The following is a 13695-nucleotide window of genomic DNA, read 5'->3' on the forward strand; positions in this document are numbered from 1 at the left end:
TTATGAAAAGCTGACCATGATAGAAACGGATCGCCTCATAGCACCCACTGCCAGAGATCGCGAAGATCATCTGGATCGTACCGTGCGACCCAAAAGCCTTGCTGATTACGTCGGGCAGCCGGTGGTGCGCGAGCAGATGGAAATATTTATCGGGGCTGCCAAAAAGCGTCGTGAAGCGCTCGATCACACGCTGGTATTCGGGCCACCTGGTCTCGGTAAAACCACCCTGGCGAATATTATTGCCAACGAAATGGGCGTGTCTTTAAAAAGTACCTCCGGCCCGGTGTTGGAAAAAGCCGGTGACCTTGCGGCGCTGATGACCAATCTCGAGCCGGGTGACGTGCTGTTCATCGACGAAATTCATCGATTGAGTCCCGTTGTTGAGGAAATACTCTATCCGGCCATGGAAGATTTTCAGCTGGATATTATGATTGGTGAGGGTCCGGCGGCTCGCTCCATTAAATTGGATCTGCCGCCTTTTACGTTGGTGGGTGCAACCACCCGAGCCGGTCTGCTCACCTCGCCGCTGCGTGATCGCTTTGGTATTGTGCAGCGGCTGGAGTTTTATAACGTGGCTGACCTTACCCATATTGTTGCGCGCTCGGCATCCTTGCTGGGTGTCGATATGGAGCCGCGCGGCGCCGAAGAAATCGCCCGCCGTGCTCGCGGAACACCGCGCATCGCCAACCGATTATTGCGCCGGGTGCGTGATTATGCCGATATTAAAGGCAATGGTCAGGTGACGGCAGATATTGCAGACAAGGCACTGAATATGCTGAATGTGGATGAGCGCGGTTTCGACCATATGGATCGGCGTTTACTGATGGCGTTAATGCACAACTTTGACGGTGGGCCGGTCGGGGTTGAAAGTCTGGCGGCAGCAATCAGTGAAGACCGTGGCACCATTGAAGATGTTATTGAGCCTTACCTGATTCAGCAGGGGTTTATGTCGCGTACACCGCGTGGTCGGATGCTGACGCAAAATGCCTATCTGCATTTTGGCATTGCCATGCCGAAGCGATTACAGGAAAGCGGGGAGTAGCCGGTAAAGCGGCGGGATGTTATGAGTAATGTTTTTTCAATAAATGTTCGTGTGTACATTGAGGATACCGATGCCGGAGGCATTGTTTATTACGTTAACTATTTAAAATTTATGGAGCGTTCCCGTACAGAATTTTTGCGCAACCTGGGGTATGATAAGCCGGCTATTCTGGACGAAAACATGCTCCTTGTTGTTCACTCGGCCAATGTCCAGTATCGCCGCCCGGCCCGCCTTGATGATTCTCTCGAAATCACTGCTGAAGTAGTCAAACTGGCCCGATCTTATGTTGAGTTCAGGCAGCAGGTGTTACGGGGGAACGAATTATTGTGTGACGGTCTAATCCGCATCGCCTGTGTCAACGGGATAACAATGAAACCCTGTGCGATACCTTCTGCCATGCACCAACACATCAACCATCAGATAACCCATCAATAAGAGTCTGTTACTGTTATGTCGGAAACTGAAAATACCCTGTCCATCTGGAGCCTGATTGCCGAAGCCAGTTTTCTGGTGCAAATGGTCATGCTTATTTTGTTGATGGCCTCGGTCGTCTCCTGGATCATGATTTTTCAGCGCGGCATTTATCACCGCAAAGCTACTGCAGCGCTGTCCTCCTTCGAAAAACAATTCTGGTCAGGCATTGATCTGAACCAGCTGTTCCGTCAGGGCAATGGCCGCACGGATATCGAAGGTATCGAAAATATATTCCGTGCCGGCTTCAAGGAATTTACCCGCTTGCGTCAGCAAACCGGTGTAGACCCGGATGCGGTAATGGAAGGTTCACAGCGCGCCATGCGGGTCGCGCTGGCCCGTGAAGGGGAAAAACTGGAAACCGGTTTGCCATTTCTTGCCAGTGTGGCATCGGTAAGCCCGTATATCGGCCTGTTTGGTACCGTGTGGGGGATTATGAATTCATTCCGCGGTCTCGCCAATGTTCACCAAACCACGCTGGCTACGGTGGCGCCAGGTATTTCCGAAGCGTTGATCGCGACGGCAATTGGTCTGTTTGCGGCGATTCCTGCGGTGTTGGCTTACAACCGTTATTCTGCCCGCGCAGAAGCACTGATGAATAATTATCAGACCTTTGCGGAAGAATTCTCGGCCATCCTTCACCGTCAGGTACACAGCAAGTAATTGTGCTTGCAGGAGTCAATGCCATGTCAGCGTTTGGACCAAAGATAAAAAAGAAGCCGATGGCTGAAATCAATGTGGTGCCCTACATTGACGTCATGCTGGTGCTGTTGATCGTATTCATGGTGGCCGCACCTATGATGACCCAGGGCGTGAAGGTTGAACTGCCTCAGGCAGCATCCGAGCCCATCGAGTCGGAAGATGACGAGCCGATCACCGTTTCCATCAAAAAAGATGGCAGCTATTACATAACACTGGGCGGGAACCCTGAAGAGGCCCGGTCACTCGTAGATATCAAGGACCTCGTCAGCAAAGTACTGCGGCAGTCGCCAAAAACCCAGGTTCTGGTGCAGGGCGATCATGCGGTTGACTACGGCGCCGTCGTATCACTGATGAGTGAATTGCAGAGTGCCGGTGCGCCCTCTGTAGGTCTTGTCACCGAACCTCCCCGCTAGGCAGCTTATGAAGTTTGAGCGTTTTCTCAATTTGCCGGTTTTATTAAGTGTCGGGATGCATTCGATACTAATGGCGGTAATAATCATTAACTGGACTCCTGCCAAACCGGAACAGGAGGAGCAGCCTCCGCATTTTGTGAAGGCTACTCTGGTAGATATGCAGCCGAAGGCTATTGCGGCACCGCAGCAACCCAAGCCCCAGGTGCTGGAAGCCCAGCGTCGACAGGAGCAGGAGCGGCGTCGCCAGGAAGAGCAAAAACGCCAGCAGGCCGAAGCTCAAAAGCGTCAGCAGGAACAGCAGCAGCGTGAAGAAAAGGCGAAAGCCGAGGCTCAGCAGCAGCAAAAAGTAAAAGAAGAGCAAGCGCGTCAGGCTGCGGCGAAAACCAAAGCCGAGCAAGAGAAAAAAGCCGAGGCAGCAAAGCAGGCAAAGGCGAAAGCTGAGCAGCAGAAAAAAGCTGAGCAGGAGCGTCAGGCCAAAGCCGAGCAGGAGCGTAAAAATCGCGAGCAGCAACAGCGCGAAGAGGCTGAGCGGCGTGAAGCAGCGTTGCAAAAAGAGCAGCAGCATTTAAGTGATCGCAGTGATTCGGTAAACACGCAAACCTGGGAAGGGTTGATTCGTGAGCAGGTTACCGAAAACTGGAGCCGACCACCGGGTGCCCGTAATGGTATTACGGTTGTGCTGGAAGTAAACATGGTGCCAACCGGGCAAGTAATGAATGTCCGGGTGGTCAAAAGTAGCGGAGACATTCCGTTTGACCGCTCTGCAGAGCAGGCGGTTAAGCGCGTTGGACAATTTCAGGGTATACGTGAAATGCCTAACGATGTTTTCGAACGTTATTTCAGAGTTTTTCAACTTACCTTTAGACCGGAGGATTTACGCCAGTGAGACATGTTCTGTTGCTATTGGTGTTACTTGTATCAAGTGTTGCGCAGGCGCAGCTGAATATTCAAATCACCAGGGGTACGGATAATCCTACCCGGATTGCCGTTGTTCCTTTTGCCGCGCAAGGTTTGTCACTGTCTGAAGATATCAGTCAGATTGTTGCCAAGGACCTTGAGTTTACCGGTCAATTTGCCGCTATTCCCCGTACCGATATGCTTTCTCTGCCCTCCCGTGAGGCAGATGTGCACTACCGTGACTGGGCTGCGATCAAAAGTGAGTACCTGGTAATCGGTTCTGTTGAGCAACGTGGCGGGCGCTACTACGCCAGCTATGAATTGTTTGATGTGCTGGCACAGAAAAAAGTGCTGGCCCGTATCACCGTTGATGGTGCGGAAAATCAGCTGCGCGATATGGCGCACCACATCAGTAACAAGGTGTATGAAACCATTACCGGTATTCGCGGTATTTTCACCACCAAAATTATTTATGTTGAAGCGTTCAAGCAGGGCAACAAACACCGTTATCGTTTGATGCTGGCAGACTTTGATGGTGCGCGTCCGCAAATGTTGCGTGATTCACCCGAGCCGCTTCTTTCACCGGTATGGTCTCCTGATGGTCGTCGCGTGGCTTATGTTTCTTTCGAAACAACCCGCCCTGCTATTTTTATTCAGGAAATTACTACCGGTCGCCGCGAGCAAATTACCAACTTCCGCGGTTTGAACGGTGCACCGGCATGGTCGCCTGATGGAAAAAAACTGGCCATGGCGTTATCAAAAGATGGCAACCCGGAAATTTACGTAATGGATTTGGCCAGTCGCCAGCTGTCGCGTATGACCAATCATTTTATGATTGATCACGAACCATCCTGGAGCACTGACGGCACCGGAATTTATTTTACGTCTGACCGCGGTGGAAGACCCCAAATCTATAAAGTAAATGTTGCAAGTTTGCAGGTTGAACGTGTAACCTTCGACGGCGAGTATAACGCTCGCGGTCGCGTTTCTCCTGATGGTGATAACCTGGTTACCGTGCATCGAAATGGTGGTACTTACATGATCGCTGCGCTCAATTTGAAAACCGGTCGTACACGCATTTTGACAGAGACAGACCACGATGAATCGCCTAGTATAGCGCCTAATGGTGCTATGTTGATGTACGCGACAAGCTCTGGTGGAAAAGGGGTGTTGGGTGCGGTATCTCTGGATGCACGCACGCGAGTTCTGCTGCCATCAAAGCAGGGTGATGTGCGGGAACCTGCATGGTCGCCATTTTTTGACTAGACTAGTTTTACCTTTACAAATAAATCAACAACTTGAATGGAGTTACACACATGATTACCAAGGCATTGAAACAAGGTTTGACCCTCGCCGTTGTTATGGCTTTCCTGGTTGGTTGTTCCAGCAGCAGCAACAAGGGTGATGCAAACACTCAGTCCACCGGTTCTTCAGCTTCTTCTGAATCAGTAGGTTCTTCTTCTACTGAACAGCGTCTGGAAACCGTTGTTTACTTCGGTTTTGACCAGTCCACACTGACCCCTGAGTCACGTGCACTGTTGTTGGCTCACGCCGAGCGTCTGAAAGGCGGTTCTACCTCCGTACGTCTGGAAGGTCATGCGGATGAGCGTGGCTCACGTGAATACAACATGGCTCTGGGTGAGCGTCGTGCTAACTCAGTGCGTGATTTCCTGGTAGTTCAAGGTGTTAGCGCTTCCAACCTGGAAGTTGTTAGCTACGGCGAAGAGCGTCCAGCTGTTAGCGGTTCAGGCGAAGCTAACTGGTCTCTGAACCGTCGCGTAGAAATCAAGTACTAAGAGTCGATCTCCATGTATAAGCACCTGCTTGCTGTAGCTCTTATTGCTATAGCTACATCTTCGCAGGCGCAGGTACGGGTTGTTGAATCCTCACCCCAGAGCGGTCGCTCCGGGGTGGGGACACTCCCCCTTGAACCTGCCGGCGGCGCTCAGACCGATGTTTTCTCCGAAATTCAGGCTCTCAAGTTTGAAATTGCAAACTTGCGTGGACTGGTAGAAGAGCAAGCTTACGAGCTGTCACGTCTCAAACAGCTGCAAACTGATGGCTACGTTGATCTTGATTCACGTATCAGTGCACTCAGTGGCAATGCTGCTCCAGCCAGTGGTTCGGCCGGTACAAATCCGGTAACTCCGCCAAGAGCGTCTTCTTCCTCTATTCCCGCCTCTGCTCCGGTTCAGGTTGCTTTACCGCCTGCCAATGCCAGTGATGCGGAAGTGTATACAGCCGCTTATGATTTGTTGCGTCAGCGTGAATACGATGCAGCGATCGTTTCCCTCAAGGATTATCTTGAGCGTTTTCCCTCCGGGTCTTACGCAGGCAATAGCTACTATTGGTTGGGTGAAATTTACCTGTTGAAGGAAAACCTGGGTGATGCGCAAGACTGGTTCTCGCGATTACTGGAAAAATTCCCAAACGATCGAAAAGTGCCTGACACCCAGTTCAAGCTGGGCAAGGTTTATCATTTGCAGGGTAATAATACCGAAGCTCGCAGAATGCTGAATCAGGCTGCCAGTGGTAATAGTGATGCCGCCCGATTGGCGCGTCAGTATTTGCAGGATAACTTGCAGTAAATATCAGTTCAGGTGCAGTAGATATATTAAAGGCCGCATAGTGTTTGCGGCCTTTTTGCTTTCGGAACACTCCAAAAATTCCCTGCGAGCATCCTTGTTTCGTTGCTCGCAGGGAATTTTCAGACTATTTATTTTATTCTTATTTATATAGGAGTGGGGCCGGTCATAATGACCGGCCCCATAGTCTTACATTTCCATGATGAGGTTTGGCGACCGCTTGTGTCGTTAAGGCATCCTGCCTTCCTCTTCTGCCCGGGCGCCGTCTTCCTGAATCCATGGCACCTGATCACTCCTGTGATTCCATATCGGGCAGATTATCCCTTTAATCATCCTGATTAATGTGCTTCCCTATCACTTCCCTGTGTTGGTCATTTTCATGCAAAGGACCTTTGTCAGCCAGTCGCTAATGTCACTTCTTTTTGTAGGAAATTGACCTTTTTTGACGTATTAATTAACCGACTCACACCTGCTTTAAAATCTTATAGCAGGGGTGATAGGCCTTGCCGGGTAGCTTCATACGGTTTTGTGCTGCGAAAGAGGCCAGCAGTTCGTCAACCGGTTGCATGATTTCGATATCGCCATCCAGTTCAAATACACCAAACTCTTCAATTGCCCTAATGCCTTCTTCCTTGACATTACCCGCGACGATGCCGGAGAAGGCACGGCGCAAGTTGGCTGCCAGTAAGTGGTCCGGTTGTGTTTTATGCAGTGCCAGATTCTTCATGTTTTCGTGGGTCGGCATGAAAGGCTGTTGGAAGTCTTCGTTGATGCGCAGTTGCCAATTGAAATAGTAGGCATCGTCAGTATGTTTGCGGAATTCGCGAACCTGGCGGATACCGGCGACCATTTCGCGAGCGACGGTGTCCGGCTCGTCAATAATAATGCGATACAAACGTTGGGCTTTTTCGCCGAGTGTTTGACCAATGAATTCATGAATCCGCAGGAAGTAATCTGCGGAATTTTTCGGGCCGGTAAAAATAAGCGGGAAGGGGATATCGCTATTTTCCGGGTGCAGCAGTATGCCTAAAATATAAAGAATTTCTTCTGCAGTGCCGGCGCCGCCAGGGAACACAATAATACCGTGGCCGGTTCTGACAAACGCTTCAAGACGTTTTTCAATGTCCGGCATAATAGTCAGTTGGTTGACGATAGGGTTGGGGGCTTCTGCGGCAATAATTCCCGGCTCGGTAATACCGATGTAGCGGCCGCCCGGGATGCGCTGTTTGGCGTGACCAATGGTGGCACCTTTCATCGGCCCTTTCATTGCGCCCGGGCCGCAGCCGGTGCAAATATCCAGACCGCGCAACCCGAGTTGATAGCCCACCTCTTTGGTGTAGTCATATTCGCCGCGGCTGATCGAGTGTCCGCCCCAGCAAACCACCAGATTGGGATCAAGGCCTGGTACCAGCATGCCGGCATTTCTCAGCATTTGAAAAACGGCGTCAGTGAGCCCCTTGGTGGTAACCAGGTCAAACTTGCCGCTGCTCTGCAATTCACCGCTGGCGTAGATGACATCGCGCAATACCGTGAACAAATGTTCGCTGATACCTTTGATCATTTTTCCGTCAACGAAGGCGCTGGCAGGGGCATTTTTAATGGCGAGTTTGATACCGCGTTCTTCCTGTACCAAACCAATGCTGAAATCCGGGTAGCGTTCCAGCAATTCCTTACCGTCATCCAGGTAATTGCCGCAGTTCAATACTGCCAGCGAACAGCTACGAAACAGGTGGTAAAGCCCGCTTTGGCTGGCATCCAGTAATTTTGCGATTTCCATTTTGGAGAGAATATTTAACGGGCCTTGCGGAGAAATAATTCCGTCGTGCGTCTCGTATTTTCCTGGTTCATGGTGCGTAGAAACGTAGGGGTTACTCAGGCTGTTATCCATCATAAAAACTATCCGGCTCAATCGTTGTTTGGCAAGAATACGGTAATTGTTAATATGAGTGTAGCGCTGTGGCGTTAATAATGTGCGACTTTGGATGTTTGCCTGTCGTTGTGAGGTGGTGTTTCGGCAGGCATGTTTTATTCGTTACTATTTATAGTTAATGGTTTGTTGTGGATGTTTTTTGTGCTGCCTTGCTCTTCTGCCGGGTGTCCGGCTCATTAAACGTTACAATGATTTTTTTGATGCGGATGTTGTTATGAATGATCTGGAATTTATTGAAGTAGAACCGGCCAGCCCGGCAGATGCCGCGGTTATCTGGTTGCACGGGCTTGGCTCTAACGGTCATGATTTTGTTCCGGTGGTGCCTGAGTTGGGGTTGCCCGCCGACTTGCCGGTTCGTTTTATTTTCCCTCATGCGCCCGAGTTGCCGGTAACGGTAAATGGTGGCTATGTGATGCCGGCCTGGTATGACATTTACGAGCTGTCGCTTGACCGTCGTATCGACACGCAACAGCTGGAGCGGTCAGCGGCTGCTGTTGAAAAACTGATTGATCGTGAAATAGCCCGTGGTATTCCTGCGGAGCGAATCGTATTGGCAGGTTTTTCCCAGGGCGGTGCCGTGGTGTACCAGGCAGCGCTGGCGAGTGAAAAAAAGCTGGCGGGTTTGCTGGTTTTATCGAGCTACTATGCGACCGGAAAAACCATTCAGTTGAATCCGTTGAATAAAACCTTGCCGATCTTAATTCAGCACGGTGTTCAGGATCCGGTAGTGCCGGAAGTATTGGGACAGACGGCTACACAGCAATTAACCGCGTTGGGGTACAGCGTGCAGTATCAGCAATACCCTATGCAGCACACCGTGTGCGGGTCGCAAATCCTGGCCATTGGTCAGTGGTTGCAGAAGATTCTCCCGGTGAAGTCCTGATCTATGTGTAGCCATGCAACCGCTGCGTATTTCCTTGCGTGATTTGCAGCGGTTGAATGCTTTGCCGATACAACCATAAAAAATACTGCTATATCTGACGATCCAGTTCTCCGGTATCGAGAAACGGAGACGCGTCAATATCCTGAGCATTCATCATATGTGCAATGCGTTGCAGCGATGCCAGAATCATCGACTGCTCCCAATCCGGTAATCCATTAAAACGATTGACGAACTCCTGTTGCAGCGCGGTAGGTGCGCTTTTCAACAGTGTCTGACCTGCCGCCGTCAGGTGCACATGCACCTTGCGTTTATCCTGCTCTGACCGCTGGCGATACACCAGCTCCCGCTTTTCAAGACGATCCAGAATGGTCGTCACCGTTGCCTGACTCAGGCTTACCTCCTGCGCCAATTTACTAATGATGGCGTTCTCCTGCCGATGAATCGCCTGCATCAGCAATAGCTGCGGCGCTGTCACGCTGGCGGTTTTGATGAGCTGGCGCGAATGCAGATCGGTGGCGCGAATTACCCGGCGCAAGGCGATAAGCACTTCTTCTGTTTTGCTCATAAGATCTTTTCCATCTCCGGTGTAAACAGTGAATTATAGATTTTTGACACAGTTCTTGTCTTGCGACTCTCGAATTGCGTCTATTATTGTTTAGTGTACAATGTATTTTTTTATGATTACTAAGCTGTTTTATGTAATAAATGTGTAAAAATGCTTATGCATCTAAATAAAAAGGGTAATTTGTATGGTTATGCTTCAGGAAGCCCCGGCGGCTTCACAGGCAATACGGGCAAACAAGGTCAGTTTGCGTAAACCGGTCTCGGATGATGGTTTGTCTCTTCACAGGCTGGTCGCTGCCAGCCCCCCGCTCGATCCCAACTCCCTGTATTGCAACCTGTTGCAATGCACGCATTTTGCGGATACCGCTATCGCTGCCGAAGCGGCGGGTCATCTGGTCGGGTTTATCTCCGGCTATCGATTACCTGACTCGCCCGAGGTGCTCTTTGTCTGGCAAGTGGTGGTTGACGCCAACTGCAGAGGACAGGGGCTTGCCGGCCGAATGTTAAGCCAGCTGGTAACGCAACAATCTTCCCTGCGCTTCATTGAAACCACCATTAACCCGGGCAACCAGCCTTCCTGGCGACTATTTGAAGCGCTGGCCGCTGATCTTGGTGCGCCGCTGGAAACCCGCACGCTGTTTGCGCGTGACAGGCATTTTGGTGGCGAACATGCCGATGAAATTCTGGTGCGTATTGGTCCTCTAGCTTCCTGAACCCGATGAAATTATTCGCTCGGCATTGATTATCAACGCCGATATGGCAGCGTTTTATGCTGCTTTAACAAGGAGATTAACAATGAAAATTTTTAATGAACTTGAGTCTGCAGTACAAAGTTATGCCCGTTCGTTCCCGGTCGTATTCAACAAAGCCAAAGGCAGTTACTTGTACGATGAGCAGGGCAATGCCTGGTTGGACTTTCTGGCGGGTGCCGGATCACTGAATTACGGCCACAACAACCCGGTATTGAAGCAGGCTTTGCTGGATTACATCGAGCAGGACGGCATCACTCACGGTCTGGATATGCACACCGATGCCAAAGCTGAATTTTTGCATACCTTTCGCGACCACATTTTGCAGCCGCGCGATATGAATTATCGCCTGCAATTTACCGGCCCTACTGGCACCAATGCGGTAGAGGCTGCGTTGAAAATCGCCCGTAAAGTCACTGGCCGCTCCACCATTATTTCTTTTACCAACGCTTTTCATGGTGTATCCCTCGGCGCAGTAGCGGCCACCGGTAATCAGCATCACCGCGGCGGTGCCGGTGTTGAGCTGAACGGTGTGGTACGTATGCCTTTCTGTGGCTACCACGGCAAAGATGCCGACACCTTGCGCATGATGGAAAAACTGATTGTTGACCCGTCCAGCGGTATTGATTTGCCAGCGGCCGTTATTGTTGAAGCGGTGCAGGGTGAAGGCGGTTTGAACGTCGCCGAGAAACAATGGCTGCAAGGTTTGGAAAAGCTCTGTAAACAACACGAAATTTTATTGATCGTGGATGACATTCAGGCCGGTTGTGGCCGTACCGGTACCTTTTTCAGTTTCGAACATGCCGGCATTAAGCCGGACATTATCACCTTGTCGAAATCGCTCAGCGGTTACGGTTTGCCTATGGCGCTGGTGCTGTTGAAGCCTGAGCTTGACCAGTGGTTGCCAGGTGAGCACAACGGCACCTTCCGTGGTAACAATCACGCGTTTGTAACCGCCAGTGCTGCGATTAAAGAATATTGGAGCGATGAGACGTTTACCAAAGAAATCGCGGAAAAGTCGGCGATGGTGACGGCGCATTTCAAAAAAATCAGTGATCGTTACGGGGTAACCCATTTGCGCACCAAAGGTCGCGGCTTGATGCAGGGCCTGGAATGCCGCAACGGTGATATCGCAGAAAAAATCAGCCGTCAGGCATTTGAGCGTGGCCTGATTATCGAAACCGCGGGTAACCGGGGTCAGGTTGTTAAATGTTTCTGCCCGCTCACGATTACCAAAGAAGAGTTGAGCAAAGGTTTGAAAATTCTTGAAGACAGTATTGTCGAAGTATTTGCCGAGTTGTCGCTGGGCAAAACCGGTTGATCCATTTGCCGTGTTTATAAACTCAAATGAACCGATAATTTTATAGACCTGGTGGTTTTAATGAGCCGGGTCATGCAGAAAAGGTGAATTATGCTGGTAAGAAATTTACAGGATGCAACCCAAAGCGAGCGCCGGGTTGTATCCGAAGGTTGGGAAAGTACGCGTCTGTTGCTGGCTAACGACAAGGTAGGCTTTTCTTTCAACATTACTACCATTTACAAAGATGCAGAGTTGCATTTGCATTACAAAAATCATTACGAAGCGGTTTACTGTATTCGTGGCGAAGGCAGCATTGAAGATATCAAAAGCGGCAAAATACACCCGATTCAGGCTGGCACGCTGTATGTATTGGATCAACATGACCAACATATCCTGCGGGCGAAAGAAGAAATGATCATGGCGTGTGTTTTTAATCCGCCATTGCACGGCAAGGAAGTGCACGGGCCGGATGGTGCTTATGCCCTTGAAGCAGAAAGTGTTGCGGATTAATCGAAGCTGCCGGATCTTTTTGCGGTAATCATCGCTTTTTGTAAATAAGCGATGATGGTAGTCAGTGCTGCTTGCCCGTAGTCGTGGAGTAATGAGCGTCTTCGTTGCATCACCGTAAAAGCAACAGGCACTCGCTTGAAAATCAAGTCAGGTTACGGATGCTGCGATCCGTAACCTGATTTTTTTTGCAGAATTTTTTTCAGTCGGTTTGCGTTATTGTTTGTATCAATAAAGCCCGGGTAAGCCTGCGCATCCCTTTTCAGTCGCCATTTTTCAAGATTATCCTGCCAGAATCTTCTCAATAGTCTGCAATTCTTCTGTTGAAAACTTCAGGTTGTCCAGCGCTTTTACCGAGTCTTCAATTTGGGCAACACGGCTGGCGCCAATCACCGAACTGGTAACTGCAGGGTGGTTCAATACCCACGCCAGTGACATTTGTGCCAGTGTTTGCTGACGGGATTGCGCTACATCATTCAGCGCGGCTACCTTGGCCAGCTTTTCCGGGGTGATGTCTTTGTTGCCGAGGTAAATTTGTTCCTGACGAGCGGCGCGGGAATTTTCCGGGATGCCCTTGAGGTATTTATCGGTCAGCAGGCCCTGAGCGAGCGGAGAAAACACAATGGCTCCCACGCCTTCTTCCTGCAGTACATCGGTAAGGCCACCTTCAATCCAGCGGTCAAACAGGTTGTAGCGCGGTTGGTGAATCAGCAGCGGCGTACCGAGGGATTTCAAAATCGCAGCGGCTTCACGGGTTTTCCCGGCGCTGTAGTTGGAAATACCGGCGTACAAAGCGCGACCGGAGCGAACAATGTAGTCCAGCGCCTGCATGGTTTCTTCCAGCGGGGTTTCCGGGTCCATGCAGTGCGAATAAAAAATATCGAAATATTCCAGGCCGGTACGCTTCAGGCTTTGGTCGCAGCTCGCCACCAGATACTTGCGTGAACCGCCAATACCGTAAGGGCCGGGCCACATGTCGTAACCGGCTTTGCTGGAAACAATCAGTTCATCGCGGTAGCCCTGAAAGTCGCGCTTGAAGATTTGGCCAAAAGTGGTTTCTGCCGACCCGAAAGGCGGGCCGTAATTATTGGCCAGGTCGAAATGGTTAATACCGAGATCGAAAGCTTTGCGCAACATGGCACCGGCGTTGGCGAGTGAATCAACGCCGCCAAAATTTTGCCACAGGCCGAGAGACAGGCGGGGCAAACGCAGGCCGCTTTTGCCGCAGCGTGCATAAGGCGTACGCTGATAGCGCTCGGGGTGGGCGACATAGACCGGATTGGGTTCGTGAGTGATCATGTAAACCTTCTGATTACGAGTGGATGCCAGAAAAAGCCGTGTGGGCGTAACGGCTTATCTTACCGTATATTGCCGGTTCGCTTGTCTATCAAGAATTGTTAACTGTGAGGCAGCAGGCGGGTCGAAAAATAACCAAAATGCAAGGTGAACCATGGAATGCGCAAATTTCATGTATTTATCATCGACAGATGCCTCAGGTTTCTGCATTATTTGCGACTCTGTCCGGCTGCAGAATGTCCCCGAATCGGCTATAACTGATACAGCTTGCCGTTACCCTCAAGGCGCGTAGAATGCGCATTTTTCCTGACCCGATATTGCCGGTATTACACCGGTCGATACGCACGTAATATTGA

15 protein-coding genes are annotated in these 13695 nt (G+C 50.6%); 12 read left to right on the forward strand and 3 right to left on the reverse strand.

Features of this window, described 5'->3' with window-relative positions; all coding sequences use genetic code 11:
* Positions 1-16 precede the first annotated feature (16 nt).
* Genes ruvB through C4F51_RS07110 form a run of 8 tightly spaced genes read left to right on the forward strand, consistent with a single transcriptional unit; the run spans position 17 to position 6113 of the window.
* Positions 17-1042, forward strand: a complete 1026-nt coding sequence (ruvB, locus tag C4F51_RS07075) for a Holliday junction branch migration DNA helicase RuvB (RefSeq protein ID WP_193908450.1) — start codon at positions 17-19, stop codon at positions 1040-1042.
* Between the two features lie 21 nt (positions 1043-1063).
* Positions 1064-1477 carry a tol-pal system-associated acyl-CoA thioesterase gene (gene ybgC, locus C4F51_RS07080; RefSeq protein ID WP_202987639.1) on the forward strand — a complete coding sequence of 138 codons (414 nt, stop codon included), beginning with the start codon at positions 1064-1066 and terminating at the stop codon, positions 1475-1477.
* Positions 1478-1492: 15 nt separating this feature from the next.
* On the forward strand, positions 1493-2176 hold the full coding sequence (gene tolQ / locus C4F51_RS07085) for a protein TolQ (protein WP_193908451.1): 684 nt from the start codon (positions 1493-1495) through the stop codon (positions 2174-2176).
* Between the two features lie 23 nt (positions 2177-2199).
* The gene (gene tolR, locus C4F51_RS07090; protein WP_193908453.1) at positions 2200-2628 is read left to right on the forward strand and encodes a protein TolR; all 429 of its coding nucleotides are present in this window, start codon (positions 2200-2202) and stop codon (positions 2626-2628) included.
* 7 nt (positions 2629-2635) lie between these two features.
* On the forward strand, positions 2636-3514 hold the full coding sequence (gene tolA, locus C4F51_RS07095; protein WP_193908455.1) for a cell envelope integrity protein TolA: 879 nt from the start codon (positions 2636-2638) through the stop codon (positions 3512-3514).
* Positions 3511-4791 carry a Tol-Pal system beta propeller repeat protein TolB gene (gene tolB / locus C4F51_RS07100; protein ID WP_193908457.1) on the forward strand — a complete coding sequence of 427 codons (1281 nt, stop codon included), beginning with the start codon at positions 3511-3513 and terminating at the stop codon, positions 4789-4791. The genes tolA and tolB overlap by 4 nt, the downstream gene beginning before the upstream one ends.
* A 50-nt stretch (positions 4792-4841) precedes the next feature.
* The gene (gene pal, locus C4F51_RS07105) at positions 4842-5321 is read left to right on the forward strand and encodes a peptidoglycan-associated lipoprotein Pal (RefSeq protein WP_193908459.1); all 480 of its coding nucleotides are present in this window, start codon (positions 4842-4844) and stop codon (positions 5319-5321) included.
* Positions 5322-5333: 12 nt separating this feature from the next.
* Complete coding sequence (locus tag C4F51_RS07110) at positions 5334-6113, forward strand: YbgF trimerization domain-containing protein (RefSeq protein WP_193908461.1); 780 nt, start codon at positions 5334-5336, stop codon at positions 6111-6113.
* Between the two features lie 460 nt (positions 6114-6573).
* On the opposite strand, the gene ppnN is transcribed toward C4F51_RS07110, so the two are convergent.
* On the reverse strand, positions 6574-8001 hold the full coding sequence (gene ppnN / locus C4F51_RS07115; RefSeq protein ID WP_193908463.1) for a nucleotide 5'-monophosphate nucleosidase PpnN: 1428 nt from the start codon (positions 7999-8001) through the stop codon (positions 6574-6576).
* A gap of 253 nt (positions 8002-8254) precedes the next feature.
* On the opposite strand from ppnN, the gene C4F51_RS07120 reads away from it, so the two are divergent.
* Positions 8255-8923: an alpha/beta hydrolase gene (locus C4F51_RS07120; protein WP_193908465.1), complete on the forward strand. Its 669-nt coding sequence runs from the start codon at positions 8255-8257 to the stop codon at positions 8921-8923.
* Between the two features lie 88 nt (positions 8924-9011).
* Here C4F51_RS07120 and C4F51_RS07125 read toward each other — a convergent pair whose 3' ends face one another.
* Positions 9012-9488, reverse strand: a complete 477-nt coding sequence (locus C4F51_RS07125; RefSeq protein ID WP_193908467.1) for a MarR family winged helix-turn-helix transcriptional regulator — start codon at positions 9486-9488, stop codon at positions 9012-9014.
* 184 nt (positions 9489-9672) lie between these two features.
* Between C4F51_RS07125 and ectA the strand changes: the two genes are divergently transcribed.
* From ectA to C4F51_RS07140, 3 genes are all read left to right on the forward strand, one after another.
* Entirely contained in the window at positions 9673-10200 is a 528-nt protein-coding gene (gene ectA / locus C4F51_RS07130) for a diaminobutyrate acetyltransferase (protein ID WP_235992294.1), read from the forward strand.
* Between the two features lie 82 nt (positions 10201-10282).
* Entirely contained in the window at positions 10283-11557 is a 1275-nt protein-coding gene (gene ectB / locus C4F51_RS07135; RefSeq protein ID WP_193908469.1) for a diaminobutyrate--2-oxoglutarate transaminase, read from the forward strand.
* Positions 11558-11647: 90 nt separating this feature from the next.
* Entirely contained in the window at positions 11648-12046 is a 399-nt protein-coding gene (locus tag C4F51_RS07140) for an ectoine synthase (protein WP_193908471.1), read from the forward strand.
* 279 nt (positions 12047-12325) lie between these two features.
* Here C4F51_RS07140 and mgrA read toward each other — a convergent pair whose 3' ends face one another.
* On the reverse strand, positions 12326-13342 hold the full coding sequence (gene mgrA / locus C4F51_RS07145) for an L-glyceraldehyde 3-phosphate reductase (RefSeq protein ID WP_193908472.1): 1017 nt from the start codon (positions 13340-13342) through the stop codon (positions 12326-12328).
* Positions 13343-13695 lie beyond the last annotated feature (353 nt).

The organism is Cellvibrio polysaccharolyticus, from assembly GCF_015182315.1.
GTDB classification, from domain to species: domain Bacteria; phylum Pseudomonadota; class Gammaproteobacteria; order Pseudomonadales; family Cellvibrionaceae; genus Cellvibrio; species Cellvibrio polysaccharolyticus.

Bases quoted from the DNA above. Each gene is read 5' to 3' on its own strand.
- ruvB (WP_193908450.1), top strand. From the start codon at position 17: ATGATAGAAACGGATCGCCTCATAGCACCCACTGCCAGAGATCGCGAA.
- ybgC (WP_202987639.1), top strand. From the start codon at position 1,064: ATGAGTAATGTTTTTTCAATAAATGTTCGTGTGTACATTGAGGATACC.
- tolQ (WP_193908451.1), top strand. From the start codon at position 1,493: ATGTCGGAAACTGAAAATACCCTGTCCATCTGGAGCCTGATTGCCGAA.
- tolR (WP_193908453.1), top strand. From the start codon at position 2,200: ATGTCAGCGTTTGGACCAAAGATAAAAAAGAAGCCGATGGCTGAAATC.
- tolA (WP_193908455.1), top strand. From the start codon at position 2,636: ATGAAGTTTGAGCGTTTTCTCAATTTGCCGGTTTTATTAAGTGTCGGG.
- pal (WP_193908459.1), top strand. From the start codon at position 4,842: ATGATTACCAAGGCATTGAAACAAGGTTTGACCCTCGCCGTTGTTATG.
- C4F51_RS07110 (WP_193908461.1), top strand. From the start codon at position 5,334: ATGTATAAGCACCTGCTTGCTGTAGCTCTTATTGCTATAGCTACATCT.
- ppnN (WP_193908463.1), bottom strand. From the start codon at position 8,001: ATGATGGATAACAGCCTGAGTAACCCCTACGTTTCTACGCACCATGAA.
- C4F51_RS07120 (WP_193908465.1), top strand. From the start codon at position 8,255: ATGAATGATCTGGAATTTATTGAAGTAGAACCGGCCAGCCCGGCAGAT.
- C4F51_RS07125 (WP_193908467.1), bottom strand. From the start codon at position 9,488: ATGAGCAAAACAGAAGAAGTGCTTATCGCCTTGCGCCGGGTAATTCGC.
- ectA (WP_235992294.1), top strand. From the start codon at position 9,673: ATGGTTATGCTTCAGGAAGCCCCGGCGGCTTCACAGGCAATACGGGCA.
- ectB (WP_193908469.1), top strand. From the start codon at position 10,283: ATGAAAATTTTTAATGAACTTGAGTCTGCAGTACAAAGTTATGCCCGT.
- C4F51_RS07140 (WP_193908471.1), top strand. From the start codon at position 11,648: ATGCTGGTAAGAAATTTACAGGATGCAACCCAAAGCGAGCGCCGGGTT.
- mgrA (WP_193908472.1), bottom strand. From the start codon at position 13,342: ATGATCACTCACGAACCCAATCCGGTCTATGTCGCCCACCCCGAGCGC.